The organism is Kistimonas scapharcae (assembly GCF_039540975.1).
Lineage (GTDB): Bacteria > Pseudomonadota > Gammaproteobacteria > Pseudomonadales > Endozoicomonadaceae > Kistimonas > Kistimonas scapharcae.
Genome location: NZ_BAABFL010000477.1, coordinates 1 through 26,730 on the forward strand (window position 1 = coordinate 1; position 26,730 = coordinate 26,730).

The 26,730-nt window shown below is 50.6% G+C and carries 31 protein-coding genes; 8 read left to right on the plus strand and 23 right to left on the minus strand.

Annotation, left to right across the window (positions count from 1 at the left end):
• The first annotated feature begins 496 nt into the window (after positions 1 to 496).
• On the plus strand, positions 497 to 2,104 hold the full coding sequence (locus tag ABD892_RS25215) for an MBL fold metallo-hydrolase (RefSeq protein WP_345199085.1): 1,608 nt from the start codon (positions 497 to 499) through the stop codon (positions 2,102 to 2,104).
• Positions 2,105 to 2,542: 438 nt separating this feature from the next.
• On the opposite strand, the gene ABD892_RS25220 is transcribed toward ABD892_RS25215, so the two are convergent.
• The 13 genes from ABD892_RS25220 to ABD892_RS25280 form a co-directional block, all read right to left on the minus strand.
• Entirely contained in the window at positions 2,543 to 3,511 is a 969-nt protein-coding gene (locus tag ABD892_RS25220) for a tyrosine-type recombinase/integrase (RefSeq protein WP_345199086.1), read from the minus strand.
• Between the two features lie 72 nt (positions 3,512 to 3,583).
• A complete protein-coding gene (locus ABD892_RS25225) occupies positions 3,584 to 4,108 on the minus strand; it encodes a helix-turn-helix domain-containing protein (protein ID WP_345199088.1) in 525 nt (174 codons plus the stop codon).
• Between the two features lie 256 nt (positions 4,109 to 4,364).
• Positions 4,365 to 6,371, minus strand: a complete 2,007-nt coding sequence (locus ABD892_RS25230; RefSeq protein WP_345199089.1) for a cobaltochelatase CobT-related protein — start codon at positions 6,369 to 6,371, stop codon at positions 4,365 to 4,367.
• A gap of 89 nt (positions 6,372 to 6,460) precedes the next feature.
• The gene (locus ABD892_RS25235) at positions 6,461 to 8,281 is read right to left on the minus strand and encodes an AAA family ATPase (protein ID WP_345199090.1); all 1,821 of its coding nucleotides are present in this window, start codon (positions 8,279 to 8,281) and stop codon (positions 6,461 to 6,463) included.
• A 96-nt stretch (positions 8,282 to 8,377) separates the two neighbouring features.
• Entirely contained in the window at positions 8,378 to 9,028 is a 651-nt protein-coding gene (locus ABD892_RS25240) for a hypothetical protein (protein WP_345199091.1), read from the minus strand.
• Between the two features lie 15 nt (positions 9,029 to 9,043).
• Complete coding sequence (locus ABD892_RS25245; RefSeq protein WP_345199093.1) at positions 9,044 to 9,295, minus strand: hypothetical protein; 252 nt, start codon at positions 9,293 to 9,295, stop codon at positions 9,044 to 9,046.
• 52 nt (positions 9,296 to 9,347) lie between these two features.
• Complete coding sequence (locus tag ABD892_RS25250; protein ID WP_345199094.1) at positions 9,348 to 10,013, minus strand: hypothetical protein; 666 nt, start codon at positions 10,011 to 10,013, stop codon at positions 9,348 to 9,350.
• Between the two features lie 12 nt (positions 10,014 to 10,025).
• Positions 10,026 to 10,259, minus strand: coding sequence for a hypothetical protein (locus tag ABD892_RS25255; protein WP_345199095.1), 234 nt, complete (start codon positions 10,257 to 10,259; stop codon positions 10,026 to 10,028).
• Positions 10,256 to 10,585 carry a hypothetical protein gene (locus ABD892_RS25260; RefSeq protein WP_345199096.1) on the minus strand — a complete coding sequence of 110 codons (330 nt, stop codon included), beginning with the start codon at positions 10,583 to 10,585 and terminating at the stop codon, positions 10,256 to 10,258. Before ABD892_RS25260 ends, ABD892_RS25255 begins: the two co-directional genes overlap by 4 nt.
• 18 nt (positions 10,586 to 10,603) lie before the next feature.
• Positions 10,604 to 10,852 carry a hypothetical protein gene (locus ABD892_RS25265; protein WP_345199097.1) on the minus strand — a complete coding sequence of 83 codons (249 nt, stop codon included), beginning with the start codon at positions 10,850 to 10,852 and terminating at the stop codon, positions 10,604 to 10,606.
• A gap of 19 nt (positions 10,853 to 10,871) precedes the next feature.
• On the minus strand, positions 10,872 to 11,276 hold the full coding sequence (locus ABD892_RS25270; RefSeq protein WP_345199098.1) for a hypothetical protein: 405 nt from the start codon (positions 11,274 to 11,276) through the stop codon (positions 10,872 to 10,874).
• Positions 11,273 to 11,866: a hypothetical protein gene (locus ABD892_RS25275; RefSeq protein ID WP_345199099.1), complete on the minus strand. Its 594-nt coding sequence runs from the start codon at positions 11,864 to 11,866 to the stop codon at positions 11,273 to 11,275. Before ABD892_RS25275 ends, ABD892_RS25270 begins: the two co-directional genes overlap by 4 nt.
• 309 nt (positions 11,867 to 12,175) lie before the next feature.
• The gene (locus ABD892_RS25280) at positions 12,176 to 12,643 is read right to left on the minus strand and encodes a hypothetical protein (protein WP_345199100.1); all 468 of its coding nucleotides are present in this window, start codon (positions 12,641 to 12,643) and stop codon (positions 12,176 to 12,178) included.
• Positions 12,644 to 13,131: 488 nt separating this feature from the next.
• Here ABD892_RS25280 and ABD892_RS25285 point away from each other — a divergent pair, with 488 nt between their 5' ends.
• The 5 genes from ABD892_RS25285 to terL (ABD892_RS25305) are packed head-to-tail and all read left to right on the plus strand — an operon-like array spanning position 13,132 to position 16,129.
• Entirely contained in the window at positions 13,132 to 13,443 is a 312-nt protein-coding gene (locus tag ABD892_RS25285) for a hypothetical protein (protein ID WP_345199101.1), read from the plus strand.
• 49 nt (positions 13,444 to 13,492) lie between these two features.
• Entirely contained in the window at positions 13,493 to 13,963 is a 471-nt protein-coding gene (locus ABD892_RS25290) for a hypothetical protein (protein ID WP_345199102.1), read from the plus strand.
• 39 nt (positions 13,964 to 14,002) lie between these two features.
• On the plus strand, positions 14,003 to 14,161 hold the full coding sequence (locus tag ABD892_RS25295; RefSeq protein ID WP_345199104.1) for a hypothetical protein: 159 nt from the start codon (positions 14,003 to 14,005) through the stop codon (positions 14,159 to 14,161).
• Complete coding sequence (locus tag ABD892_RS25300) at positions 14,151 to 14,369, plus strand: hypothetical protein (protein ID WP_345199105.1); 219 nt, start codon at positions 14,151 to 14,153, stop codon at positions 14,367 to 14,369. The genes ABD892_RS25295 and ABD892_RS25300 overlap by 11 nt, the downstream gene beginning before the upstream one ends.
• Before the next feature lie 5 nt (positions 14,370 to 14,374).
• Positions 14,375 to 16,129: a phage terminase large subunit gene (gene terL / locus ABD892_RS25305; RefSeq protein ID WP_345199106.1), complete on the plus strand. Its 1,755-nt coding sequence runs from the start codon at positions 14,375 to 14,377 to the stop codon at positions 16,127 to 16,129.
• An 80-nt stretch (positions 16,130 to 16,209) separates the two neighbouring features.
• Here terL (ABD892_RS25305) and ABD892_RS25310 read toward each other — a convergent pair whose 3' ends face one another.
• Positions 16,210 to 16,674: a general glycosylation pathway protein gene (locus ABD892_RS25310; protein ID WP_345199107.1), complete on the minus strand. Its 465-nt coding sequence runs from the start codon at positions 16,672 to 16,674 to the stop codon at positions 16,210 to 16,212.
• Positions 16,675 to 16,846: 172 nt separating this feature from the next.
• On the opposite strand from ABD892_RS25310, the gene terL (ABD892_RS25315) reads away from it, so the two are divergent.
• Together terL (ABD892_RS25315) and ABD892_RS25320 are read left to right on the plus strand one after the other, a co-directional pair.
• Positions 16,847 to 17,380, plus strand: a complete 534-nt coding sequence (terL, locus tag ABD892_RS25315; RefSeq protein ID WP_345199108.1) for a phage terminase large subunit — start codon at positions 16,847 to 16,849, stop codon at positions 17,378 to 17,380.
• A gap of 425 nt (positions 17,381 to 17,805) precedes the next feature.
• Positions 17,806 to 19,185 carry a hypothetical protein gene (locus ABD892_RS25320; protein WP_345199109.1) on the plus strand — a complete coding sequence of 460 codons (1,380 nt, stop codon included), beginning with the start codon at positions 17,806 to 17,808 and terminating at the stop codon, positions 19,183 to 19,185.
• 247 nt (positions 19,186 to 19,432) lie between these two features.
• On the opposite strand, the gene ABD892_RS25325 is transcribed toward ABD892_RS25320, so the two are convergent.
• From ABD892_RS25325 to ABD892_RS25365, 9 genes are all read right to left on the minus strand, one after another.
• A complete protein-coding gene (locus ABD892_RS25325) occupies positions 19,433 to 19,627 on the minus strand; it encodes a hypothetical protein (protein ID WP_345199110.1) in 195 nt (64 codons plus the stop codon).
• 212 nt (positions 19,628 to 19,839) lie between these two features.
• On the minus strand, positions 19,840 to 20,157 hold the full coding sequence (locus ABD892_RS25330) for a hypothetical protein (RefSeq protein WP_345199111.1): 318 nt from the start codon (positions 20,155 to 20,157) through the stop codon (positions 19,840 to 19,842).
• Positions 20,158 to 20,325: 168 nt separating this feature from the next.
• Positions 20,326 to 20,679 carry a hypothetical protein gene (locus ABD892_RS25335; RefSeq protein WP_345199112.1) on the minus strand — a complete coding sequence of 118 codons (354 nt, stop codon included), beginning with the start codon at positions 20,677 to 20,679 and terminating at the stop codon, positions 20,326 to 20,328.
• Positions 20,680 to 20,927: 248 nt separating this feature from the next.
• A complete protein-coding gene (locus tag ABD892_RS25340) occupies positions 20,928 to 21,512 on the minus strand; it encodes a hypothetical protein (protein WP_345199113.1) in 585 nt (194 codons plus the stop codon).
• A gap of 83 nt (positions 21,513 to 21,595) precedes the next feature.
• Positions 21,596 to 22,600 carry a hypothetical protein gene (locus tag ABD892_RS25345; protein ID WP_345199114.1) on the minus strand — a complete coding sequence of 335 codons (1,005 nt, stop codon included), beginning with the start codon at positions 22,598 to 22,600 and terminating at the stop codon, positions 21,596 to 21,598.
• Positions 22,601 to 22,642: 42 nt separating this feature from the next.
• Positions 22,643 to 23,245, minus strand: a complete 603-nt coding sequence (locus tag ABD892_RS25350) for a hypothetical protein (protein ID WP_345199115.1) — start codon at positions 23,243 to 23,245, stop codon at positions 22,643 to 22,645.
• A gap of 100 nt (positions 23,246 to 23,345) precedes the next feature.
• Positions 23,346 to 23,744, minus strand: coding sequence for a hypothetical protein (locus ABD892_RS25355; protein WP_345199116.1), 399 nt, complete (start codon positions 23,742 to 23,744; stop codon positions 23,346 to 23,348).
• A gap of 175 nt (positions 23,745 to 23,919) precedes the next feature.
• Positions 23,920 to 24,327: a transposase gene (locus tag ABD892_RS25360; protein ID WP_345199118.1), complete on the minus strand. Its 408-nt coding sequence runs from the start codon at positions 24,325 to 24,327 to the stop codon at positions 23,920 to 23,922.
• An 84-nt stretch (positions 24,328 to 24,411) separates the two neighbouring features.
• A complete protein-coding gene (locus ABD892_RS25365) occupies positions 24,412 to 26,286 on the minus strand; it encodes a GmrSD restriction endonuclease domain-containing protein (protein WP_345199119.1) in 1,875 nt (624 codons plus the stop codon).
• Positions 26,287 to 26,730 lie beyond the last annotated feature (444 nt).

Genomic DNA, 26,730 nt, shown 5'->3' on the forward strand with positions numbered 1-26,730 from the left:
ATTTTGCCTGAAGAGCACAGGGGACGCTCTCTTCATTCAATTTAGCCTTACTTCTTCAGATCGTTAAGCGGGAGTTAAGGAATAATAATTGCCGCTAGTTACTGAACTATTTCCTGCCATAACGGCCTAATTAAGAAGGAAATTAATTTTTACTTCACAATGATATAAAACGCCGATGTCTGCCGATTCTAATCAGCGAATTTTCCCTACAGCGGTTACCACAACAGACCGGCCGACTATTGCCATGCCGGTCGACAATGACCAACGGCAATGTTTTCAAGGACTCCGGGAAGTACAGGCTTGCGCTGACACCCTCACAGTATGGGAAAAAGCGCCTGGCAGCCCACCCTGCACATGGCAACAACTGAATTATACCGAATGGGGCCGCCAGCCTGCCGTTCATCGTGACAGGAAATATTACTCACACCAGACAGAGACTCCTCTGATCGCCGGGTTACGCGATCCCATAGACGCACTGAAGATCGGCCTATCAACATTGTGGGAAAAAATTAAACGCTTTTTTTCAGGTAAAGATCTGTTTTTCTTAAGCAGGCAGATAAAAGCAAACGCGCTGACTCACATACAAAACGGCATAAGGCCCTGTCAGGACAGTAAGCAGACAGACCGGGGAGGATTTATAAAACGCGGGCATGCTCACTTAGGCATTGCACTGCCAACCTGCGACAATGATAAGCTTTATATTGCTGTTGATCCGGCTGTTAACAAGCTTGGACCTGGTTACTCCCCCCAACTCCCCCCTGTTATTCCTGAGGGACTCGAAAATACGGACCTGGTATTGATCTCCCATGCCCACCTGGATCACTTTAAAGATCTCCCTCTCTACCGTCTCTACCCGCAAATGCCGACGCTTTTTGAACGGATCATCCAACCCTTTGAACAGTTCATTCGTCGTCTTTCCGGGCACCCTGAGGTCAATGTCGTTCCAACTGCCCCTATTAGAACCCGACTGTGTTTCCCCGCAGGCTCTGAACAAATAGATCCACTATTCAATGAAACCCTCGAAAATAACTGTAATGATGGTACACCTGTCGGCTTGGCAGCTGATGCCTTTGTGCCTTACACCATTAAACGACCCGGCAGTGATGATACCATCGCAACATTGGTCGCCATTCCCACCAAGCACTGGGCGGGTACAAACCCCTTAACCAACTTCCACAAAGCCCCAGGATTCGGTTATCTCTTGATGACGGAAAAAGAGTGCATTTTTGATGCAGGTGATACCGGTTACTCCCCTGAATTGTATGATGCCGTTGCAGCCATTGCGGCAAAGAATCCACATCCAGGGGGACCAAACTATGTGACGGCGCTTTTCAGTCCAGCAGGGCCAGATTTTGAACGCAAGCACATGGAAAAAACCCATCAGGCCACCATTGATACGGCAAGATGTATCACAAAGCTTCAGCTTATACCCTTTATTCAGGAACAAATCCGCAACGGCATCACCGACAAACAGCAGATACTGCGTGATTTCATGGCACAGACAGAATGCCATTTCATCCATTGGGGCCACTACAAACTTGGGCCTATTCACTTTGAAGACCCTTGGATTTGTTGGCTTAAACTGATCTTTGATTGCAATGATGTTGATGTTGATGTTGATGTTGATCTAGCCACGTTAGGCGAAGGTGCTACAGATCTGCAGCCTTTCATGGATAGCCCGGAATACCAGGCAACACAGATAGCGGTAAAAGCACAACTGAGAGCAGATATCGATCAGATCAATGCGTTGTTTGACGATGGACATCAACAACACTGGGATATGCAGGACATCGCCATGATCCTCATGAAAACCCTGCTCACTCAAGTCGCCACAAACCACGAAACGTCTTTCGGACACGAACAACACGGTAGCGTTGCTGAATGGGTCACCAGCGATTCCCACAGGATTCGGCCTGAAAATTTGGCGACACAGACACTGTCAAACTGGTTTTTCACCCATCCGGATGATCGATCAGAAAGGTCATTTCGTGGCATGTTTGAGCGTCCTCGCAACCCTAACCTTGCTGATAGGAATATTTCAAGCACCTCTCTGTCACGTGGGCAGCCTGTTCCTGCGCCTGATTTAAGCATCACCGTTCACTAACACAGTGCATAAAAAAACACCAAACACACAAGGAGCAAGGGATTCTTACTATTTGTTATTGCTATGTCATTGATTTTTAAGCAAATAAATTTTTTTGATGGGTTAGCATGTCTAACAATTTCGTACCCAATCGTCCTGAATCGGCTCAAAAGTACCCAAAAAGTACCCAAGCCCTGACAGGCAATTTGAAACTAACAATTTGTGAGTATCGGTAACGAGCCCATTGCCCCTACAACCCCGCTCCGGTAAAATCCCCCCGCTCACCGTATCGGTCAAGACGGGTACCTCCATCGTGATCGACGCACATGCGGTGAGTGCAGCGTGATCCATGACACGCGAGTCCGACCCTGGGAACCTGCCTAACCCGTGACCAGGGTTCGGGCGAACTAAAAAAAGGGCTCCTCGGCCCTTGTTCCTTTCTTGATCCCCTTCATACCATCACAATAAACTCACGGCCCCGTCGAAATCCTGCGCGGCCAGATGGATGTAACGCTGGCTGGTCTGAAGGCTGGAGTGCCCCATCAGCTTCGAGATATGCCAGGGGTTCGCACACTGCCTGGCCAGCAGTGTCCCGAAGGTGTGCCGGATGTCGTGGGGCTTGAAGTCCTCGATGCCCAGCGCTTCACAAATGCGCATGTGCTCCTTATACACACGGCCATAGTTATACCAGCGCTTCGGGAAGACCTTTCTGCCGGGCTCCCGGGTCAGCGACCCGATCACCTCGCGCACCTTGTCATGCATGGGCACCGCCCTGACCCTCAGCTTACGGGGCTGCCCCTTCCAGTGACGGAACACCAGTGCGTCTTCGGTCACATCCTGCCAGGTGAGATTGCGCAGCTCGCCGATGCGACAGCCGGTATAGAACAACACGGTCAGGAATCCGCGATAAAGCGCATCGGCCTCGGCCAGGTACGCCTCCCGTTCCCCGGGTTCGAGCCAGCGTACCCGTGCATCATCGATCCGGTCGAAGATGGGCCGGAAGATACCCGAGACCATCCTCGATTGCTCGCAGTAGTTGATTACGGCATTCAACTGCCGGAGTTCCCGCTCGATGGTGTTCGCCTTGTTCTTCGAGTGGAACCGTTTGATGTACCGGTTTACGCTCTCCTGGCAAAACAGGTGCGCCCGGACATCCTTCCAGTAATCTTGCATTCTCAGCAGGATATTGTGAGAGCGAAGCCCGAGCCTGAGTCCGGGCTTCTTGAGATAGGCGTCGACCAGATCAGCGATGGTGTACAGCTCGCGGTTGGTCTTGTCGTTCATGGCGTCATAGTAGAACTGCGCCATGAACTGCTCGGCCCGTCCGTAATCCTTACATCGGGTCGAGCGCCGTACCCGCTGGCCTCCGACTGTGCCGACCATCTGCCATGCTGATGAGTCGTCTCTCCGTGTCAGTTTCAGCGCCATGGTTTTACCTCCCTGTTAATGCTGCTCCCTGTTCAGCTCCTCTAACTTGTCAGCGATCAAGTACCGTCCTGGCTATCTCGCTTTCGCAAACAGATCCTTGAACTCAGACTCGTATTTCTCGTCATAGTTCTTGTCCCAGTCGATCGGCAGGCCGCCTGATGCCGCGACGTACTGCTCCGGCGACACTGACTCGTAACACTCTTTCAAGGCAATGGCCATCGCGGTCCGGGTCGGTACTTCGAGCCGCTTCTTGATATGGTGGATCATCACCTTCACCGTCGACAGCGTGACGCCGAGCCGCTCGGAAATCTCGTCGTTCCTGGCTCCGCGACAGAGCATCTGTGCCACGGCGTGGGCTTTGGTCGACAGTTTGAAAAAGCCCTGGAGCGCCGTGCTGTTCTCGGGCTCGCGTACAATCTCGGCTCTCGGCGCTGGCGACAACCCGCTACCGCTGGCCATGCGCCAGATGGTCGCCATGCTGTTCTGATGCATGTCGCCGAGCGCCTGGATCAATGCCATATGCTTTGCTTCGAGATCCCCGAGGCGGGTATTCAGCGTGTCAATCTCCGCCTTGAGTGATGCGACAGTCTCTTTCATGCGTGAGCCTCCAAAGCGTCCGTCCAGGAATTATCGTTCTGTTGTTTTGTTGACTGGTTGTTGTCCATCGGTTTAATAAAACCTTCCGATGTGCCTATTTGTACAGGAAATAGGTTACATCGTCACGCCAAAGGGAAATATATTTACCCTTTATGTCACTTTTACAACACACGATGATAAACCTTTGTTAGGGTAGAGTTACCCGCTGCATTGAAAGCCTCCGCCCGCTCCCGTCTATGCGGGCTTTTTTTGCCCGCTACAGCCGCCTTCCCAGCAGTATCTTCGCGATCTGTTCCAGTGCCACAGTGGTCAGGTCTTTGATGGCATGCACAACGACATGCCTGGGATAAAAGTTGCGCACGGCGCTGTCAACGATCCCGATACCCAGCACCTCGACGCCATCATCCTCGATATCCCTGATCGAACTGTACAGGTGCCGGGCTAACCGGGTGCGGTCATTGGTTCCATTGATCATCGGAGCGCCGTCGCTCAGGACCATCAGCACCTTGCGGGGTTCCGGCCTCACTCGCAGCCGGTCATAGGCCAGCAACAGACTCTCACCGTCACAGTTACAGACATAGGACTTGCAGGGTACCCGCTCGACAGCGACGAGACTGGTGCGACAGAGGTTCAACGGTTGATTGAACGCCTTGAAGATCGCCATGTTAATCGCTTCAAAACGGGTGAAGTTAAATCCCCGGGGATGCCGGGTGTCATAGTCATCACGCCGCATGTAAGCATCCATGCTCGACCGTAACTTCACCGTCGCCGTACTGTGCCGGTTGGTGCAGAACCCGAGGATTTCATACTGAACGTGGGTCTTTTCCAGCGCCTCGGCGATAGCGATCACCGATTGCATGGCGATGGTGTTCTTGCCGTTCCTGATCATTGAAGTGCTGAGGTCCACCAGCACGGTTACCGCCGTCTCGACATCGTTGTCCTCTTCGCGGAACCGATAGACATCATCCTCGGCGTTGTAGGCTCCGACCAACCGCCGGGGATCAAGGCGGCCTGCTTTCTGGCTGCCTACCCAGCGCACATCCCGCCGGGCGGCCAGCGCCGTCTCCAGTTTCCGGCGCATCACATTGATCTTGCCAGCGGTTTCGTTCACCGCCTCGTCGTAACGGCTGAGATTGTCCTTGTCCCGCATCAGGGTACCGATCTCGTCGTCGGTGGTCTTGTCACTCCACGTATCGAACTCGGTCGAGAAGGTGCGATACTCTGAACCATCGCCGGTATGGTCGGCAACGGCATCCTTGATCGCCGCCGTTACGTCACCCCGCAGTCCTTTGGTGCCGCCGACTTTCAAGCGTGGGTCGTCGTGGTCGGCATCATTCACTCCCGGCTTACCATCGCCATCACTGGGGGTGTCATCGTCGGCGGTATCGACCGAGTTATCACCCTCCGAGTCATCATGGCCGGTACCATTACCGTCATCGTCTGCATCATCGTCGCCGTCACTGTCTGGCTGCGAGCCACGGCCTGAGCTGTCCGAGTCACCCGATCCGTCACCGTCCGAGTCTGCATCCCCGGCGTCATCGCTATCACCCGTGTCCGTGTCTGAATACGCATCATCGTCTGGCTTATCGGTCCCGGGTTCCAACTCGACGATGGCATCGAAGATTTCGTCGGCGAGTGCGAGGGAGTCCTGTGTACTGGCAAGCCCGGTGATTCGAGCCGCCCAGTCGACACACATCCGGTATTGCCCGGCACTCATTCTGGCCTGCACTGCACCGAGGAAATCGCTGAGGTCGTCGCCCCTGAGGCCGTTGTTGACCCGTCCCATGTTGGCCAGCGTCACGGGGACAAAGGCGTACCATGGTGAGTCCGTGTCGCTCGCCATTGTCTCAAGCATCTGTCGACACACGGCATTGGCGACGGCGGTGAGGTTGTCAGTGGCTCCCTCATAGTCCTGCATCACGAGCCGTTCCATGCGGGGATCTTCGATGCCGTTGGCGATATCCTTCCTGAAGGGGGTTCCTGCTTCGATGGCTTGTCTGGCGTAGCTCTGGAACGCCTCCATGTCGGTGTAACGCAGGTGCCCCGTCTCGTGGTCGATGTAACCACGGCTCACGGCGACCTGGTTTTCGTCGAGGGTGGATTTCAGATCGAGGGAGGGATAGATGATCTTGTTGCCGTCGGTTCCCGCCATGTTGCCACGGAACACGATGTCGATCCGCTCGTTGCGACCGAAGGTTCTTGAAGTGCCCCGGCACTCGTGGGTGAAGTCCGACGCCTTCATGGATGTGGTTTTGCGTTTCATCTGTGTACTCCTTTACAAAAAACGGCCCTATGGCCGTCGAAAACTGGTGTGTCGTCCATGCCACACTGAAATCTGTAGCGGGTTAGTCTTTAAAACCCGGCACCGGGGAACACCCGCTGGGCGATGCCACGCAGAACGATCCGGTCCTCGGGGTTGGCGCGGTTCAGGATGGTGTTACTGATGGCGAGATTGATAGCGTCGGCAGTACCGATGCGAGTGTGGTAGAAGCTGTATTCCTGTGCCGCCCCGATGATGTTGCGCAACGAGACCGGCTCGGTCACTTCAACGCTGGTGAAAGCGACACGGTGCTCGTGGACATACTGCATGAGCTTGTCTGCCATGTCGTCATCAAGTGTCGGCACCTTGCTACGAAGTACGGCCAGTTCATCATCGCGGCGCATGTAATCGACGGGGATGAAGTTATGGAAGCGATTGAGCAGGGCTCTCGACAGCACCCGGGTACCCTGGTAGAGACCGCTGTCATCGCCCTGGCCCTGGGTGTTGCAGGCTGCGACGGCACGGAAGAACGGGTGTGCCTTGATGCGGCGACCGCCATCGTCGGTGATGGTTAGCTGGCCCTGATCGAGGGCGTTCTGGAGTGCGTACAACACATCTGGCCTGCCCACATCCAGTTCGTCGAGAAGCAGGATGGTCGGTGAGTTCATGGCCTGGGGGAGAACACCGTCGACGTACCTGGATACCGTGGTACCGTCGTCGTTATCGAGTTTGGTCTGGCCAACCAGATCGAGACGGGAGATATCGCCGTCGAAGTTGACCCGACGCATGGGCCAGTTCAATTTGGCGCAGACTTGCTGGGCGAGGGTGGTCTTGCCGGTACCGGTGTGGCCGTAGAGCCAGGCGTTCTTGCCTGCGACGATGGTCGAGAGATAGGGCAGCAGGGTATCGACGTTGAAGGCGTAGAACTCGTCGGCCTCCGGCACCCACGGATGCTCGCCGTCCCACTCGAAGTAAGGCACGTCGAAGTCGAGGGCGTTGCGGGTCTTCTCGTCGGTGGTGGGCACATTGAATACATCGCAGGCTTTGCGGTAGGTGATTTCGCCTGCCGGAATCGAGAGGTCGGTGTCGCTGTCGTAGGCGTCGATCTTGCCGGTGATCTTCGGGGTGTCGTCTGACATGCGCTTCAGCCTGGCGATCTCATCATCCTGCTGCTCGGCCAGATGGCGGAACTTCATGCCCATGTTGATCGCATCGACGAACTGGTTCATCGAATAGGGAGAGCCGGTCGCCCTGAGCAGGTTGTCGATGGCGCTCATGACACCGTCGTCACCATTGACTGTGAGGGGGTTGGGCAGCTCGAAGGCATCGGCTTTCGCTATCAGCTGGCTTTGCGCGGTGTCTGTAGAAGCGGCAGGCTCGGGGACTGCGGGTGCGTTCATGTCATCGTCCTTGAAGGTTGGTGTGGGTGCGGGATGACTGCCGCGTATTGCTTTGAACGCAGCATCAATGACGTCGATCGTCCATTCCTTGTGGCGACCGAAGGAGTCGGTGTTGTCGTTGAATGCGAGATCCTTGTCCGATATGGCGTCGATGAATTTCTGGAACACGTCGAGACGTTCGATCCTGTTCACCGTGATTGCCTTGACGATCATGAACACCAGCACCTTGTTGTGTACCTTGTCCCGGAAGCAGGTAGGCAGTGGCTTGTTGATCCGGATCGGGTGATCTGTGCGGTAAATCCAGTTGGACGTCTCGAATATGTGTTGCCAGTTGTATGACCTGTAGGCTTTCTTGAAGGCGAGATGCCACCACTTGCGCAGCTCGGCCCGGTTGTTTCGGTTGTCGTACAATTCCTTTGGCGAAGGTAACTCCCTCGCACTTTTACGAGTAGCCATTGTTGAACTCTCCCTGTTGGTTGCACCGTTGATGCCGGACAGCATCAGGCTCTGCACTGACTCATACTCTTTGAGTATCCCTGTGCGAGAACGGTTTAAGGGCTTGTGTTTACCAATGTCTAACCATTGGTCATGGTTTGCAAACTAACGCACTCAGGACATGAGCCAGGCGATCGGGTCGAAGGGGGATTCGGGGTGTGGTGCGGGCGTGATTTTGGTGTTCATGATGAACAGTAATTCGTTCGCTGTTGAGAACCCGTAGGCGTCGATCACACGGGATTCGAGGTTGTCCTTGAGAAACAGCAACGCCGGTTCCCAGTCGTTCAAGCCACCGTCGCTGGTGATTTGCAGAACACCGTCTTCCTCGACCGCCATGCGCAGACAGCCCAGCGCTACGCACACGGCGAAGTCGTAGGGTTTGCGGGCAGTTTTACAGAAATTGAAGTCATCGTTCCCTTTTTGCAGGATGTGAAAACCCTCGTGGCCGAGGTCGATCCTGTTACCATCCGGGTCGTCGGGATGGCACCCGTTGAACGACATGATGTTAGTCACCTCATCGCCATCGGATTCGAACAGGGTATGGGTTGTGAAAACCTGCCCGGCATCAGTGGCGACGATAGTCTTTTTGGCTGGGGATTTGTCGCATACAGCGAGCGCCAACGGTAATGGATCACCCGAGCAGGTAGCGTCGGTCTTTGGCAGCTTCGGGTAAACCTCGCACCACAATTGCCTGAAGGTGTGCCACTCACGCTCGGTGAAATGCTTACGCTCACCGTCCATCTTCCAGTAATGTGTATAGCCCATGATGAATCCTCCCTGTTATTCATCGAGAATGACTTGCTCTGAATAGCACCAGCGCCCCTCCCCGAAAGTGAACACGACGAGGTTGTCCCGCACCGCTTCGACATTGATCCGGTCGACGCTGACACCGTATTTCTCACGGGGCCTGGGTGTCAGCTCCATGCTGGCGATGGTTCCCGAGACGGGTTCGCCTCGTCCGAACGCTGGCCGGTATCGAATGGTGTCGCCGATGGTGAGGTGGGTTTTGCTCTTGTAGGCGTTGATAGGCATGGCTCGTCCTCCCTGTGGCCATGAAAAAATGGAGGCTGAAGCCTCCTTTTTCTTAACAGCGAGACAGGTCTCGTATCATTTGGAACTGTCTGGCCTGCTCGGGTGTTATTTCCTGAATCCCCTGCACTCGATAGACATACTCACCGCCATCCCGGCAGGCCCGCTGGTCGGGAAACTCGTCGAAGCAGGGTTCGTTATGACATTCATCGGTGAGCGCTTCAATACACGCCATGTCCTGATTCCTGGCCTGGATGACGTGATAGGTATGCTTTTCGTACTCACCAATGTGTAAACGGAGTCGCACGATGAAGAACCGGTATGGATTTTCCAGCCTCGGCAGCAGCGGTGCGTCGTCGTCGGAATGGATCTGTTCTGCACAGTAGGCATTGACCAGTTGCTGGACATGCACCTCGAAGGTGGTCAGGTCTGGCTTGCCGAGTTCGATGTACAGCCTGGCGGCGAGATTCCCGGCAATGTCGTCAACAAACACGCCCGGCGAGTTGAGGCCCTCTTCCCGGTTGAGGTAGGCCACCTCAATTGCCCTGGCATAGTCATACAACCAGAATACCGCCTCGCAATGACCATCATCATCCCCACTGATATCCATGAGGTTGCCATAGTATTCGTCGAGATAGTGAACGAAGTAGTACAGGTGGCAGGCAATGTTCCTGAAGTAGTTCAGATTGCAGGCGATGTGGTTTGAAACGGACTGGTTCATGATTGATTCTCCTCATGGGGCTATGTTGAACGATTCTTCGCGAACAAGGATGGCGTTGTCGTCTTGCACCGCGATAACCAGATCGATATGGATCACGCTGCCACCGTCCTCGTTGAGCTCATCCTTGAAGATGTCTCGCATGATGCCCAGAAAATCCTGAACGGCTTTCCTGTGCGACTCAGCCTCAATGAAGAAGACTTCGTTTTCATGAAATTCGAGACGCCCTACAACAAGGTAGTGATTCACATCACCACCCTATGTTCGTCGTAAAACTTGCGATGAGCGGCCTTGGCTGACTCGACAGTCACGTTCCTCCTTTGTTGGATGAGAGTCTTGATGATGTCTTCAAACCTGCGAAACCGGTTTTCGACTGTGCCGTCCCGGTAAACATTGACCTCTACGACCTCGGCCTCAAAACCGTCCACCATTTCTTCATCGACGTTGTGGAGATCCACTTCGGCCTCCCACTCAGAGGCGTAGAGGTTGAGGCAGTCTTTACCGGTTGAGTAATAATCACCCCACATCGTCGGGATGACGATGATATAGGCGGTTATGTAGTCCTGGTGTTGCATTGGTTTCCTTCCCTGTAGTCACAAACATATTGCCTTGAGCTGGGGCGATAGCGCCTTGCAGACAGCATCCCAGTTCCAGTCAGCCTCGGGCTGTTGCTTGATGATTTGCAGCGTAGCGTCTGACCTTGTGCCCAATCGCTCTGCAACCTGATAGACCGCACCGGGATCATCGCCTGCGGACGGGTCGGCGGAAAGAATGAGCATGCCGTCAACGATGACCGCGACGTCGTTTCCGTTCCGGGTGATTTCGATGATGGTTATAAGCACGGTGGTTCCTCCCTGTTGCCTACGTATGTATTGACCAGTCAGGGTCGCCGATGGTTCCGTGATTGAGCAGGACACCGTTGAAGTAGCCCCAACCCTGCTGGTCTGGCTCACCCGAGGGTATTCCATACTTGCCAACGTGGACGGTGTAGCGAGCAAATCCGATTTCCAACGGCAGGCCGGTAGGTTTGTCAATGTCATTGCTGTTAACACAGATAACCGTCTTCATCATGTGCCTGGCTTCGACGTTGTTCTCCCATTGCCATTGTTCGAGCGGGGTGTCATCGCGCTCATTCTCGGGCGTTAGGCATCGTTGCTGGTAACTGGCCTCCATGAGCCATGACGTGATGCGATCGCGGACATAGTCATACCTGCGCATGGCTTCGGCGACGGCCTGTTGGCTGATCGAGTCGGCAAATACGATCATGTGAAATCCTCCATGATTTGCTTGCGTTGATTGAGGGGAACGCGATGGCGTATGAATTGCTTGACCCTGTGCTGTCTGGCCTTTTCGATCCGTGCCCGTTCCTGTTGAGCGGCGTCGATGGCGGCGTCTTTGCACCAGTCTTCACCGATATAGCCCCGGCACGAGTCCAGTTCATTGCCATGGCGGTCGAGGATTCGATAGCACCAGCAATCGCCCCGTTGCCATGTGTCGTATTCTTCGAGGACAGCTCGCACGTATTTCTTGAGCGGAGTTTTCTTGTTGCCCTTGAACTCATCGACGATAGACCTGGTGGCCACGAGATAACCGTACAAACCACTGTCCCAGCCACACGAAAAAGGTTCGAGCGAGAAAGCCAGACCACTGTGGTCGTAGCAGTACACGGGAAATAAACGACAGTTACTTTCTCTGGCGTAGCGCTTGAGTTCGTCGGCGTCGTTGAAACCGTGGCGATTGCCATAGTGAGGGTGGAAGGACACGAGGGTAAGGTCGTCGTGGTCTTCCAGTGGGTCAGCGCAATCGTCGTCACGCTCGAAGACGATGCGTAGCTGTTCAAAATCGATGTCATCCATGACAGTGTTCTCCTGTAACGCACAAGCGCCGGTGTTGTGCCGGGTGTCGATTGGTCTTTCACCCGAGGGTCACCATACCTTTCAGGTATTCCTGTGCGAGAAAAGGGTTACCGGATGCGATACGACGGGATGAGTTTCCACTGCCCTCGTACCCACACGATCTCGTAGGTTGGCATGTCGACAGGTTGATCCCGCTGCTCGCGTTGTTGTTTGGGTTGACGTTGTGGTCTGTTCATCGTGTGGCTCCTCTGTGAATTTCAGGCGCAAAAAAACCCGCACAAGGCGGGTTGGTTTCGTCCTACGGGTGAATCACTCACCCATGATCATGCCCACGAGCGCGGCACGTTCGTCGATGTTCATGCCAGCGACCTCGGCCTTGAGCTGGTCGACGAGGCCAGGCTGGGTTTGTGCAGGTGATTCCTGCGCGAGAACCGCATCCATCGCGGCGAGCTTCTTCGGATCTTTGGTGCGGCTGCGGATCGTGCGCAGCTTGCCTGCGGGTATGCCCTCGTACCTGGCCATGAGCGCGTCGAGGCTTGTTTCGTTGCTGGCCTTCGGCTTGCCTCGCTTCGCGGCCTGCTCCTTCACCTGCGCTTCGACCTGCGCGGGAACCGTGCCACCGAGCGCCTTGACCGTCTCGACGGCGAACGGGTTGGGTTTCTTGCCCTTGGCCATACGCGACTCAATCCTGCGGGTGAGCTCTGCGCAAACGGCCTCGTCGCCGAGTTCTTTGCGTGCCTGCGCGATGTTGGCTTTCGAGATTGATTTGACGTCCATGTGTGAATCTCCTTCGCGATACTCGCGGAATCGGGGAAAACACCACCAGACCAGCTCCGGTGGCTCACGGCCCCTTCTCATACTCTTCGAGTATTCCTGCGTGTAAGGACGACGAGAGGCCGGATCATGTGTTACGGGTTGGGGGGTGAGGGGTGGCGCGGATTGTCCGAATCCGTGAACGCGACAGCGGGTGAGTGCAAAATGCCTTTCCTGTGCACAAATAGCGATTGAAAATCAACGAGTTACGGCATTTCCGTGTCGAAAACGTGTCACGCAGAGGAGAAAAAGACGGACGAGCGAGAGGCTACGATAGGGGGGGGCGGGGTCGGGACCGCCGACCGGAGTCCCGCCGACAGTTGCCATCCCTGGTACCGCGCGCATTGCCAGCAAAATCGGGGACTCAAGCTACGTTCGTATCCTTATCGTGGTTTGCATAACCGCCATGTCCTCCTATCCTTCCTGCCACATCAATGATACGGGCGGGTTGTATGTCACACACATTCACACTGGAAGAACAGGTAGAGCAAAACGCTCGCGGTATCGGGATCATTAACGACCTGCTGGAAAAACAGCGCGTCGCCATGGTCAAGCTGCTGAACAAGACAGATACCATCGAGGCCTACCAGGTCAAGCATGCCGAGATCATCGGCTCCCTTGCCACCAGGCTGGAGCTGTTCGAGACCCGGGTGGAGACCCGCTTCGCACAGGCCAACCAACGGTTCGACGACCTACACCAATCCCTGAACCACCTGACCGACAAACTGGACTCCGTCATCAGCCTGGTGGAACGCGCTCCCTGATCCCCATTGCCTATAATGCCCAGTACACACACGGCACGGGCAACAGACGATGACCGCCAGGGATAAGGATGTCCGGGCACCGGAGGAAGGCACCCCCCACCTCAAACCGGGCATGACCTTCGCCGAGATGGAAAGCCAGAAAGGGCGCATCGCCAATGGCGAGCGGCGTTCCGCCGTCGCGCAACACAAGACGGCCCGCAAAGACGCCGACCCCCGCCCCGCCAAACCCGGCGATGCGGCCATCACCCAGGGCGTCGACGCCCGCGACATCGCCCGCCTTCGCACCCGCCTCTACAACATCGTCACCGAACAGACCGAACGCGCCCTCGAAGTGATGGAAGGCAAGCGCTCCTGGAACCAGCAGCAGGTGAACCTCTACCGCGCCCTGCTGAACAAGTGCGTGCCGGACCTGAAGCACACCCTCAACGAGGTGCGCCACAACGACGCCACCAAACTCACCCGGGAAGAACTCGAAAAGATCATCCACGAGGATGACCGGGACGACACACCACCGGGCTAACGACAACAATGATACCAAACAGCGCCAGGGAACCCGGCCATGGGAATCATTGTCCACGTCACCTTTCACAGCAAGCGCAGCAGGATCAACGCTGATCCTCCCGTTCAGTCGTTACCTTCTCCTCTCGCATCCGGTACGCCGGGCGACCTGACCCGCCGAAGGTCACAGCCACACCGGGATGCACCCCATGATTTATAACCGCGAGAAAGCCCGCCTCCCGTCCACCCTGTCGGTTGAGGCGTTCGCTGACCGAATCCGCGAGATGAACACCCTCGACATCCCGAAAGAGGAGCGCATCCGGGCCTTCAGCGCCCACCTGCACAGGGTGATGGCGGACCACCTCACCGACCGGCAAACCGCCACCGAACTCTACGCCGCCTACCTGGCGAGAAAACAGGCGGAATAACCCGCATGACCCTTTCCCGCAAGGAGGCGGCCAGGCATTTACTCAAGCTCCACAAGGCGGAAGCCTCCTACGCCGGGTACATCGAGCTGCTGCACCCCGGCTTCACCCTGACCCCGTTCCAGCGCCTGCTGGTCACCGCCCTCGACCTGCTGGAAAAAGACGAACTGCGGGCGGACTTCCTCGACGTGCACCTCCGCGGCAAAACCCCGGACCTCAACGCCCGGACAATCAACAACCTCATGGTCAACATGCCGCCCCGGCACGGCAAGTCCTCCTACATCACTGTCGATTTCCCCAGCTACTACATGGGCCGCAACCCCTGCCGTTACACCATGTCCTGCTCCTATAACTCGGAACTGGCCACCGGCTTCGGTCGCCAGGTGCGCGAGAACGCCGCCAACCCGGTCACGGCCCAGGTGTTCCCGGCCTTCGGGATGAGCAAGACCAGCCGCGCCGCCGACGCCTGGCACACCACCCTCGGCGGGGCCTACTACGGGGTGGGCATCGGCGGCACCACCACGGGCCGACCGGCCAACCTGCTGATCATCGACGACCCGATCAAGTCGAGGGAAGAGGCGGAGTCCGCCACCATGCGGCGCAAGGTGTGGGACTTCTACACCGGCTCGCTCTCCAACCGTCGCCAGCCGGACGTGCAGGGCTCGCCCCCCAAGACCATCGTGGTGCTCACCCGCTGGCATGTGGACGACCTGGCCGGAAAGATCATGGAAACGGAGGAATGGAAAAACGGCGAATGGCTGCACATCAATTTCAGGGCCATCGAGGAGCGGGAGGTGATCGTCGAGCGCACGTCCAGGCGAGCACTGCCGGAAGACCACCCGGACTACCTGGACGCCAAAACCTTCCGGACCACATCCCCCTCCAAACGCTACATCGAGAAAAAAGCGATCCGCGACGTCCCGCTCTGGCCGGAACGCTTTCCGCTGGCATTCCTTTACGCCCAGCGCAAGCTCAACCCGCGTGACTTCGAATCCCTCTACCAGCAGAACCCCTATATTGAAGGGGGCAACATCCTCAAGTCCGAGTACTGGCGCTACTACGACCAGCCCCTCGACCATTACCTCTCGATCATCATGGCCGCCGACACAGCCTTCAAGAAGAACAGCCAGAATGACTACAGCGTGCTGGCCATCGGCGGGCTGACGCCCCACGGCGATATCCACCTGCTCGACCTGTTCCGTGGCCGGTGGGATTTCCCGGAGCTGAAACACAAGATCACCACCCTCTACGCGACCTGGCGATCACGGGGGATGCGGGCGGTGCATATCGAGGACGCGGCATCGGGCCAGAGCCTGATCCAGGAACTCCGCAAGAACAGCGGGGTGGCGATCGTGCCGAAGAAAGTGGAACGGGACAAGGTGGCCCGGGTCTCGTCGATCACGGACATCATCGAAGCAGGCCGGGTCTGGCTCCCGGCCACCGCGCCCTGGCTGGATGAGTTCATCAGTGAATGCCTGGCCTTTCCCGCCAGCACCCACGACGACCAGGTGGACGCCTTTTATATTCTCGTCGACGCACTCTCGCGTATCCACATGAGTCCTGCCGACTTCGACATCCCGATCAACCTGCGAGGTTCCCTGCGCCGCACCGGCACCTCAGCACTCGACGACCTCATGGCACCGGATCGGGAACCTGACCGCGACATCTCATGGACCAAAGACAAGGCCGACTCACCTTTCGGCGGTAGCCTCAACCACTCATTCGGTCTTAACTCAAAAAGCTGGAAGGGATGGGGGGGTTAAGCCGTCAATTCAACGAAGACCAACCTGACAATGGGCTTGAACAATCGCCCCCCTTCTTTTTACACAAACATTTTGTACCGTTACGATTGCTTCTCTGCATTACCAGTCAGTTTTTGATACACACCAAGGCCGATCACCACAAGAATTGCAGCGATCAGCAAGAAAGCCGGATACCTTAAATCACTGATATTTTTTTTCCCGGCATCAAAAATAAATACCAGGGCTTCCAGACTTACAGCGATAGCAATGATGGCGAGGAACTTTAATAAGGTATCTCTCTGTTTCGCGGGTGATTTCGCGCCACGGGCGCAAAGAACCTCTTCCTCCATCAAAAATCTGGAAACATCAAAAACTGCCATGGCAATAACAATCAAACCGATTGCATTCAGGAGAGCCTTTACCAGCAGGGTTTCTCCGTAAACGGATAACCAAATATCCAATAAGGCAACAATGATCATTGCGAGACTGATTGTAGCCAGACATAAGCTTATCAGACTATAAAAAACACGCCCCATCAGGTCCGTGATATCTTTTATGCCACTCATATTCACCCCGATACCCTTATTTGCTGCTAACAGGGACCGGACGCAACCTGAACGCTCCGCTAGTCCCACACCATGACTCATGCGGAGCAAGATGGACGTTGGTTTAAATCATTTTGTAGGCATATTTCTGCCCACCCCGGCCAAACAACGCTCCTGAAGTATTTGTGCAGTCATGATTTTGTCAAGACTGTCAGCGTTGACAGCGGCTGACAGGGTGTCGATAAGGCGAGCGGTGCATATCGAGGACGCGGCATCGAGCCAGAGCCTGATCCAGGAACTCCGCAAGAACAGCGGGGTGGCCATCGTGCCGAAGAAAGTGGAACGGAACAAGGTGGCCCGGGTCTCGTCGATCACGGACATCATAGAAGCAGGCCGGGTCTGGCTCCCGGCCACCGCTTCCTGGCTAGACGAGTTCATCGCCGAATGCCTGGCCTTCCCAGCGAGCACCCATGACGATCAGGTCGACGCTTTCTATATCCTCGTCGACGCACTCTCGCGCATTCACATGAGTCCCGCCGACTTCGACATCCCGATCAACCTGCGGGGTTCCCTGCACCGCACCGGCACCTCGGCCCTCGACGACCTTGTCCATGCACCAGAAAGACGCATAGGGTTTGCCGTCCTTCCGGTAGTGAATGTGGTCCGGTTCCCCCAGCAGCTTATCGACCAGCCGCTCGGTCCAGTACGGCCTGATGAGAATCCTTGACCGGAGGATCATTTCTTTTTCTTCGGTGATGATATTTCTCATGGATTGTCACTTCTTGTTCTGTCTTCGGGGTCAGCGCCGGGTGTCGACGTTTCGCCAGCGCGCTGTAGAAACGGCCAGGTTAACCTTATCAGATGTGGGGTGCGCTTGTACTGATGCTGTTCGTGGTTACGCTGTCAGGTTCGCTTACAGCTTCTGTTCAGCAGGGCATTTTTCAGGGAGAGCAGTGATTTTTTGAATTTGATAGGCAGGGCATTACTCTTGAATTGATATTTCAAATGTAATCAAGATTCAAGACCCTGCCCCGTTTACGGACGGATGTGGAAAGTTAGAATTACTGCCCAATATGTCAGAGATACCAATACATATTAACAGGAGAATATCCCCCTAAATACTTGATTAAGATGTTTTTAGGAGAAAATAAGATGCCTACTACCTCAGGAACACATCAGGACAGTCAACATTTTACCCTCCTGCGAAAAAGTCTGTCCGCTCCTGAACTTACAAAGCACAAAAGCAAGACAGCGTCATTTGCGGTTGAGAAAACAATTCAAAGTGACCAAAAACGAAATTTGGAAAATAGTAAAACACATAGTAAAAGTCTCACTACCTTTCAAATAAAAACACACAGCCCTGACCAGATACCATATGACCTGAATTCAGGTGACAAAAAAAATATGACGGAGAATACAAAAGAATTTCACACGCACGATTTAATAGTACACAAGACCACAGCGGAACAGTTCACAGACTGGGACAAAGAAAAGCAGTCACTTGGTGTCAGAGCATTATTCGAGACAGCATCATCAACCGTGTTTATCTACAGCAAAGAATCAGACTGTGATAAAGTTGAAAACTTATTTAAAGATACTACATCTCGTCATGCTGGCATTCTTCTATTCGGGTGCGTAGAAACAGGAAAGGAAGTTAGCTACAAGTTAATTTCAAATGATCAAGAGGTGATGCATATTCTATCCAATTACAATGAAAACCTATTCAAACAAACAGAAGAAGATCAGCAAATGCCGATGATTCTTGATAATACCTACGCAGTTACTGTAAGTCCAGATGTAATAATGCGATATACTACATCATCCAGAGTCGCTAGACTGCCTCATATAGAAACGGTTTTACAAAATAGTCGCTGGAGAAAGGACCCTGAGCTTTTAACGTCAACACTGAGTCAAAGCAGGGCTAATCCTGATATTGTACTACGTGGGGTTATTCAGGATGACGATAGACTGGTATCACCCGGTTATTTTTATTGTGACGCACATAATGCAATAACCCAGCAGTTAATCAATTTTCAGAGAACCAGACCATCAAACCCACTAAAACTGTCATTCCCGGCAATGGAAGGTAGAGGGGGGGTATTTTCTATTGGAGGCGTACCTTTTCACCAATACAATTCAAGGTCTTATAATGACTATTTATGCGCACATCTTGGCATTTTTATAAATACAGAAGAAGCCTTTCGCCCGGTATTAAAAGTTCCTGAAGGAGTCTCTGTTGTAGAGCTTACGCCTCAGAAACACCATAGTATGGTACCAGCTATAAAGTCTCGGCAGGAGCAGCCTATACCTGATTATATTCAGGTCTTGATGATGACTCTGGTTCAATACATTATTTCCAGTCTGGAATATCAGCGCGCCCTGCCAAGATGTGAAAGAATTCCTAAACCGTCATGTGATGCGAACACTGAAAAGTCAACTGATATTGATATTGAAAATGCAATTACGAGAATCAGTGGCAAGACCTTCCTAAAATGTCCAACAGCTACTGGTACGTATTCTGGCACAACTTGAACACCTATTCTGGTAACTCTTGAACACTTTTGCCGTTTTTCCAGAATCGGTGTTCAAGTAAACCAGAATATGCAACCGGTTGGATTCAAGCTTCCGGATTAGCCCTGAGAACAGAATTTTGCTTTGATGGGCAGTGGATTTGATGGACAGGTCTTCCCTGGTAAATCTCGATTTCAGATATTACCAAGGTTCAGAACAGGAATGCGACCTGTGTTGTTTTCCTACCGTCAGGCTTAACGGCTATCGGTTACACCATACCGGATACCGGCCTGACAACATCATTATTCAATGTAAGGGTGACAGTTTCTTTATCCTGAATGACTGAGATATCGTGGTCATGGTCAAACTGGTTTTCGTATTTCGTTGTCACTTCGAAAAACAACGCCATGACCCCGTTATCGTTGAAGACGGGATGCGTCACAGGAATTTGTACGTACCCCATCTGGACCAGCAAGTCCACCAGGTTAAGTACCCAGACCTAAGTTTTCTCAGCGCCCAAGCCCACGCCCTGCGAGCTGTAGGCGATAAAATATGAGGATATTTATGGCTGGGTACTTATCGCAATACGCACTGAAGCCATATCGCTCGTAGGTATCGCTCAGTGAACTGTTTATCTGTAGATCAAGTGCCATAAAGCCACCACGGTTAACATGATCAATGGGTGGTGCGAACCTGGTTATCCCAGACGGTGCCTTCCCAGTTTGAGATAAAGCCATTTTCCGCACAGCTATCACAAGCCCAAACCAAAACCCCGGCAGGGTTTAACCAGCCATCGATACAACCGGAACACCGGGACATGGTGTTACGGGAATGGCATTTTACATCCGTATTGATAAGAGGCAGGGAGAGTTCCCGGCTAAGCTCGGCGACGATACTGGTGATGAACACCGACATCAAACGCGCAGGCTCAGGCAATGCCTGAATGTGGGCCGGGTCTTCCGGTATATGGCGTAAGTCGGTCACGTAACTCATAGCACTCTCTCCCTGAGCATTTTGCACTTAATGTAGCTCAGGGTGGTAAGAGTTACCATTACGCACCACCGGCAACCTGTAACGCTCACAATGCCTGGGGATACGTTTGAATGGGCATGCAAGGCCAGAATTATCAATCTGAAGTGAGATTATGCATAGCCCCAACATTCAAGACCTGGCACCTTTTTCCTCGCCTTTGGATTTTAGATTTAGCTTTTTCCTACAATGATGCATGAATGCGCTTGTTTCAGATATAAACCTCTTGCCATTTTCGCCAGCCCAAATGGCCGGATCGTTAAGCGTTACTTCCAATGATTTTTCAAAGGACGCCGATGCGTTCTGGTAATTGCCAAGATAATATTCCCCCTCACCTTTCATGGAATAAGCGCTGGCCAACAAGAAATCACTAGGGTTCAGGCTTATTGCTTTTTGTGCATAACTGACACACCCGGAATAATCCTGCCTCTTTCGGCACCGGTTTGCCGAACCATGAATCCATATCGCCCTGAGATTGTTAAGCATATGTTTAACCCGATAATAATCAGCGGAGAACGCTTGCTGCGTTTATTGCGTTACTACGAAACATCACACCATGCAAATAAGGAGATGACAGATTGAATTAACAAAGTTGCAGCTTGCGATCATTTTAAACGTCGATGACAGAGACTGCCAAAAAAACAAGCATCGTCTCATAAGCGAAAACCAGTTCACCCAAACAGAGTTCATCAGGCAGGGTAAGTGGCTAGTCATACTGGAGATTTAAGCCCGCTTTAATATTCGATGCCTGATATAGGCTCCAACTCCTTTAGCAGGCAGTGAACCTCATAATGTGAATTATACTTGCTTTCTGAGCCTACCCATTCGTAATCACTTTCAGAATTTAGCTTAATAACCTTGAGGCATTTATCGGTGATCTTATAAGAATTTTCACTTACCTCCTCCATGTGCATAATGACCTGATATATTTCTTCAAAACTCCAGTAATAAACGATTTTAGGAAATCCTTCTTTATTCCCTAAGTCATATACATCGAATAACGGATCAAACCACAACTCTACGTCACTGGAAACAAAGTCACCAACTTTGTATGACGAATCCAATTTATTCAGGCTATAAAGCTTAATACCACAATCGACAACCCACGCGCCATCGCTTTTATATATGATTTCACCCTGCATTTGATATTTTGCTTTATCTTGATGGCGCAAATACTTTTTCTTTTCACCCAGCCTTAGTGAAGATGGATGAAAGTAAATTGCGAATGGATCTATATCTTCAAACAATTCAAATCGATTATCGTATACTGCCCAGTCTTCAACCATAATAGTAAGACTGAGTATTTTGTCTGCGTCCATAATTTAGCTATTAGTCGTTTAACTTGAATGATGATCGTGGATCTTGAAATAAAAGGTTAATTTGCAATAGCTTACAAACTTGCTCAACCTTCCTCTGCAATCTCATACCCGAGGTTTTTAGCCTGTGCGATAAATTTTGCCAAATTTCCTTTGCCCCACTGGTTCGAAATAGCATACTGAGATTCATCCGGGAATGTGATGACTTCTCCTTCTCCTAGAAAATGCCGTGTTAGCCCGTGACGTGAATAAGTGGCTTCGGCTTCGTCGAGTGTCACGAACAGACCGCTGCTTATTTTCTGAGGGAAAGCCACCAGCAATTCATCAATCGTGTTGGGTGAATGCTCTGAAAGCCATTGCTGTATGACAGCAAGTACCAGACGACGCTTGTTGAGCAAGGAGCCCATAAACTGGTAACGGGTGTAATCTTTCGACGATTGTCGTGCGACTCTGCGCTCTTCCGACTGTTGCTTGATTTTAACCTGATAACTTTCTGCTTCAGGGAGCGGGATGATTTGCTGAACATCAATTAATATCTGGCCATCGTGCTTGTAGGGAATCATACGGACGCAACGGATATCCAGGCTGCGTTCATTCAGCCAGATCACTGATGTCGTCAGCTCCTTGGAAAAGTTCGCAGACACCAGCACTATACGCACATCCATGCCAAATTGATCTTCCTGAGGCTCATCCCAGCCGAGAAACTCAAGCAGTTTGGTTTTGGCATCCGCATCAGTCTCGTTATCCGAAAGATGCTGCTGGAAAATTTCAACAGCACGGGCAAAGGTCAATGTAGACACCATGGCAGCATACCGAAGCGCCTGTAGCTCCATATGCTCGCCTTTTTCCGTACGCTTGAGTTCTATCACCACCAGGTTAGCGCTGCGGTCAATAGCCAGTAGATCAATCCTGCGCAATGAATCTGACCACTCCGATAACTCCTCGGCAATTACAAGGCAATTAGGGGCAACGGTTTCGATCTGATGCTTCAGCGCAGACTGCAAGTGTTGTCGTTCCAGGATACCTTCATCGTTAAAGGTGGTTTTTTCAATTTTTTTGAGTGTAGAATTGTTGAAACTATAAACGGGCATATTCAGACAAATCGTAAAGTTGTATTTAAAGAGGGGGCTTTCTTATTGATTTACACTTTGAACATCATAAGATCCAAGACGCACCCCTGTTTTCTTCATGTCGTTAATTTCTAACATTGATAATTTTACCAGCAGTTTTTCAATATTTTTCTTCACTGCCCCTTCCGCCATTTTTCGATATCTTATTGCCCCGATAACTTCATCACTTAGCGTCATGGCGCTTGATGATTTTATTTTTTCTCTAAGCAAAGCATGATTGCCTTGAGAGCTTTTTAGTTGATACTCTACTTCAATAGTAACTTCACTATCTAGCGCACCGATCAATTCAAAACTGATTAGGTCAGCTGATAATTGATAAGTTCCGAATTTCGAATAGAGATTTTGGTTTTGCAGACTTGCCACCAATGCGCTTCTGAAGTTGTCATTTGAAACAGTACCAAACTGATCCCAGCCTCCATTACTTTCATCTCCTCCGGAAACTGAGAAGACACTTATATCGCCTCCTAATGCGTGGTCAAAATAATCGTTACCACTGAAAATGTTTTCTTGCGGTGGGATAGACATGCTTTCAATTTTTGCACTTGAGACACAGCCTCCTAAAAATAAAAATGCAATTATTAGAAAACCAGCTTGTATTTTTTTCATATTAACTTCTTTTTGATTTGATCAAGAATCAAGAGCCGAACCCGCTTGTGTGTGCGACAGTCAAATTTAGTTAATAAATGTTCATGCTTTTGCACTGGCATCACCTCATATTGAGTTTATCATTAGGCTTTTGCATAAAACCTACGCCATCCGGCGACCTTGTAATAGCAACACCGGGATTATTTCTTGCCCAAAAAACTGCTTCTTCAAAAGAATCAAAGTGAACTGATGATTCAGAATAGTTGTTATTATTAGCAAAGTTATTCTTAATTGAAGGAATTGTTTGCTCTTCACTAAAAACCAACTTTCTTAAAGATGGTAATTTTTTAGCTTTTTCCCCTTTTTTTATAATTCTACCTAAGGTATTCCATTCTTCAACTGTTTTATATCCATCTTCAATCAAATCATACTCCCAATCATCATTCCAGCTAGGAGAATCCCAGGGTGCAAAATCAGCAGACATACCTGCTGATCCAAAAGTATCTTCCCAATCACCCATTTTTTACCTCACAAATCAATGATTGATTTTTCTTAAATGACATTTTTACAAACGTGTATGGTAAGCACCTAACGAGTCTGTTGAAAATCTAAGAATGAATCCATATTACCTTCATTATTAATGAATGAAATCTGCTTCAGCTTTCTACAGATATATCGTTTGATGATTCCGTATTTTATTTATCCGCTAATGGTTTAGCAAGCATTGAAGGCTTTATGGTGCAGAAAGGTCTCCGCAGAGACCTGTCACCGATACTTACAAGAAATCGTTGCCACTTTTTTAGGAAATCGTTCTCCATGCGGAGTGCCTCATTTTCCCGTTCAAGTTGCTTCAGACGATCAGGTTCAGGTGGCTGTTCAGGTCGTTCAATGGCTTTGAGATCGGCCGGTATCTTACGCTTATCTGCCACGAGCTTGCCCTCGAAGTATTCCTTGCGCCAACGGGACAACATAAAGGGATGGATGTCCAGTGATTGTGCAACATCCTTGATTAGCCTGTCGGGTTTGCAGGACATCAGTACAGCACCCACTTTAAATTCATTACTGTACTGACGTGTTTTCTTACCGGTCTTGTATGCGGGCATGACAGCCTCCGTTTTAGTGATTTGGCTGTCCACTAAAACGGGGGAAGTTCAGTCCCTTCTTGACGCAATTGTTAGGGCAATTTTCTATGATACTATTTCATCAATAGACCAAATTTTTTTGACGATATCCTTGTAAACCAAATGTCTCTCTTCTAGACATTGTTTGTTAAAATCTTCGTATGATTTGAGATTTAATAATGAAGTTTCTAAAAATCTTTCTACTTGAGGATTGTTTTCATAGAAGTCACTAGTCAGTGTCTGGGCAAGAATATTTTCACTGCTATATCGGGTAACTTTCTCGGAGTATGGTTTTTCTTGTAGACTTCTGTTACGTGACCGTGGTAGTAGAATCAAACCCCCAAGCATATTTCTTTTTGTCTTATATTCTGATTCAGAATCGAAGTCATTATTAGTGGTTGCACCGGTGAAAACACCGTATTCATCAGCTAGGATATGCTCAATGTCAAATGTTCGGCTTGTTCTCTTTCTATCAATGTATACATCATAACCGACTGAGTTTGTTTGCTCTACTCCTTCTTCGATGTATGCAGCAAGCCTTGCAAGAACATTGAGTAAACTTTTTGTTGAAGCCTTTGAATATGTGAAATTGTCGACTTCGTCAAAAGAAAGGCCAGAGTCTGAAGCATGTTTGACAAATATTTCTTTTAACTCTTCTTCCGTTTTGTCACGTATTTTTAGGCATAAAGAGAATAATATATCTTTCAAATTGTCGTAGGTGTTCTTCTTTAGGTTGACTGCCCTAAGTGATGTATAATAGTCAAGATATTTCGAAACTAATTGTATTTTTCGTTCCGCAACACTGTCAGAATCATCAAGCTTAATTGCCGATAAAATTAACATGCTTTGCATTGTTATATCTTTGCTGGAATTGTAATAAATATGATGATATCCATCTGTAAATTCACTTGAGTATTTCTGAACCTTTAGATAAAGGTCTACATATTTCTTGAAGTTATCAAGTACAAAGCTTTGATAATCGTCACCTGTATTGATCCCAACACCATCCTTATTATCTAGGAGCCATCGGTGATAAGAGTCACCAATATTTTCAAAGTCTTTCTTTTCTTCCCCGGCTGCTTTTCCTCTAATGTTTTTAGCATATTTTGCCCTTAACCAGGTTCTTAAAAAGTTTGCATCTTCATCATTATCAATCTTCTTTAATTCTCTTATCTTATCTTCCCAAAGAGCATGTGCTTCACCATGCTTGACTGAGTGTGTTATCTTAGAAAGCAGAAAACCTTTTAACATTTCAGATGGTGTGAGGTTAAGTCCTCGATCATTCATCGTAACAAATACTTTGTGTGCGTCATGTTCAGTTGGTACTACTATTTCAAATAGAACCACTTTCTCTGCTACCCAGTCAGAGAAATAAGCGAAATATTCATCTTTTATTTTGTCATTCAAAATTGATTCTATATCATTAAAGCGATGAAATAAGTTTTTAGTTCCTTCGCTTGCTTCTCCTACGAAATCAAATGATCTACTACCTTCGTCATCAATTTCTGATAGTTTATTTATTAATTCTGCTCTATCGTTATCCGCTTCAAAATTTAATACTCGTTCACCGTACGACTCCGTTTGTATCAAGCTTGTGTAGTCAGTAATATTCAGAGCTTCAGCAGCCCTTCTTCTTTGTAATGAGTAAATAAAAAATAGAGTGAGTGAAGTTAGTCGTTGTTGTCCATCAATAATTATTTTTCTTGATGTCGCGCTATCTGTTGTAGTTAGTACTGTCCCTAAAAAATAGCTTTTATATTGTGCAACTCTATCCCTGCCATGTGACTCTTCAAAATGATTTAAGAATTCTTCCTGTAGATCATTTAGTAGCTCTTCAAACTGTTTTCTTTTCCACCGGTACTCTCTTTGATAAAAGGGTACTTTATATGTTTTTCCTAATACTTCTTTAATTGAACGTAAATGGTGATTAATTTCTGTCATAATTTAGTACTCGAAATTTTGATGATGAAGTGAGCCCTAACGCCGTTTTCAGCGGCGCCGCAGGCGTCCGCTGGAAAACTTTGTTAGCTGTGACCCACACATTCCGATGCTGAGCATTTTTGCCCCACCGTGCTGGCCACGATTTATTTAACAACTCTGAATCAAAAAACTTTAAAAACACACGGGCTCAGAGTTTTTTTTGCCCCAGAGGTTTTCTCTGCTTTTTGCGCTGGCGTGGCACCAGGAAATAGGCACAAGCTCATTTGCCAGCGGCACCAAAATTGAAGCTCTGCATACTGCGGAAGCTGGCATAAAAGAAAAGCTCATGCACTGGCCTCTTTCGCCAGCTTTGCACAAAACCAGAAATGTTGAAACTTTGAACAATGTTTAATTTAAAGCTGAGCCAAAAATATTTCCAACCAGTTTGAAACTGAAGATTTGACG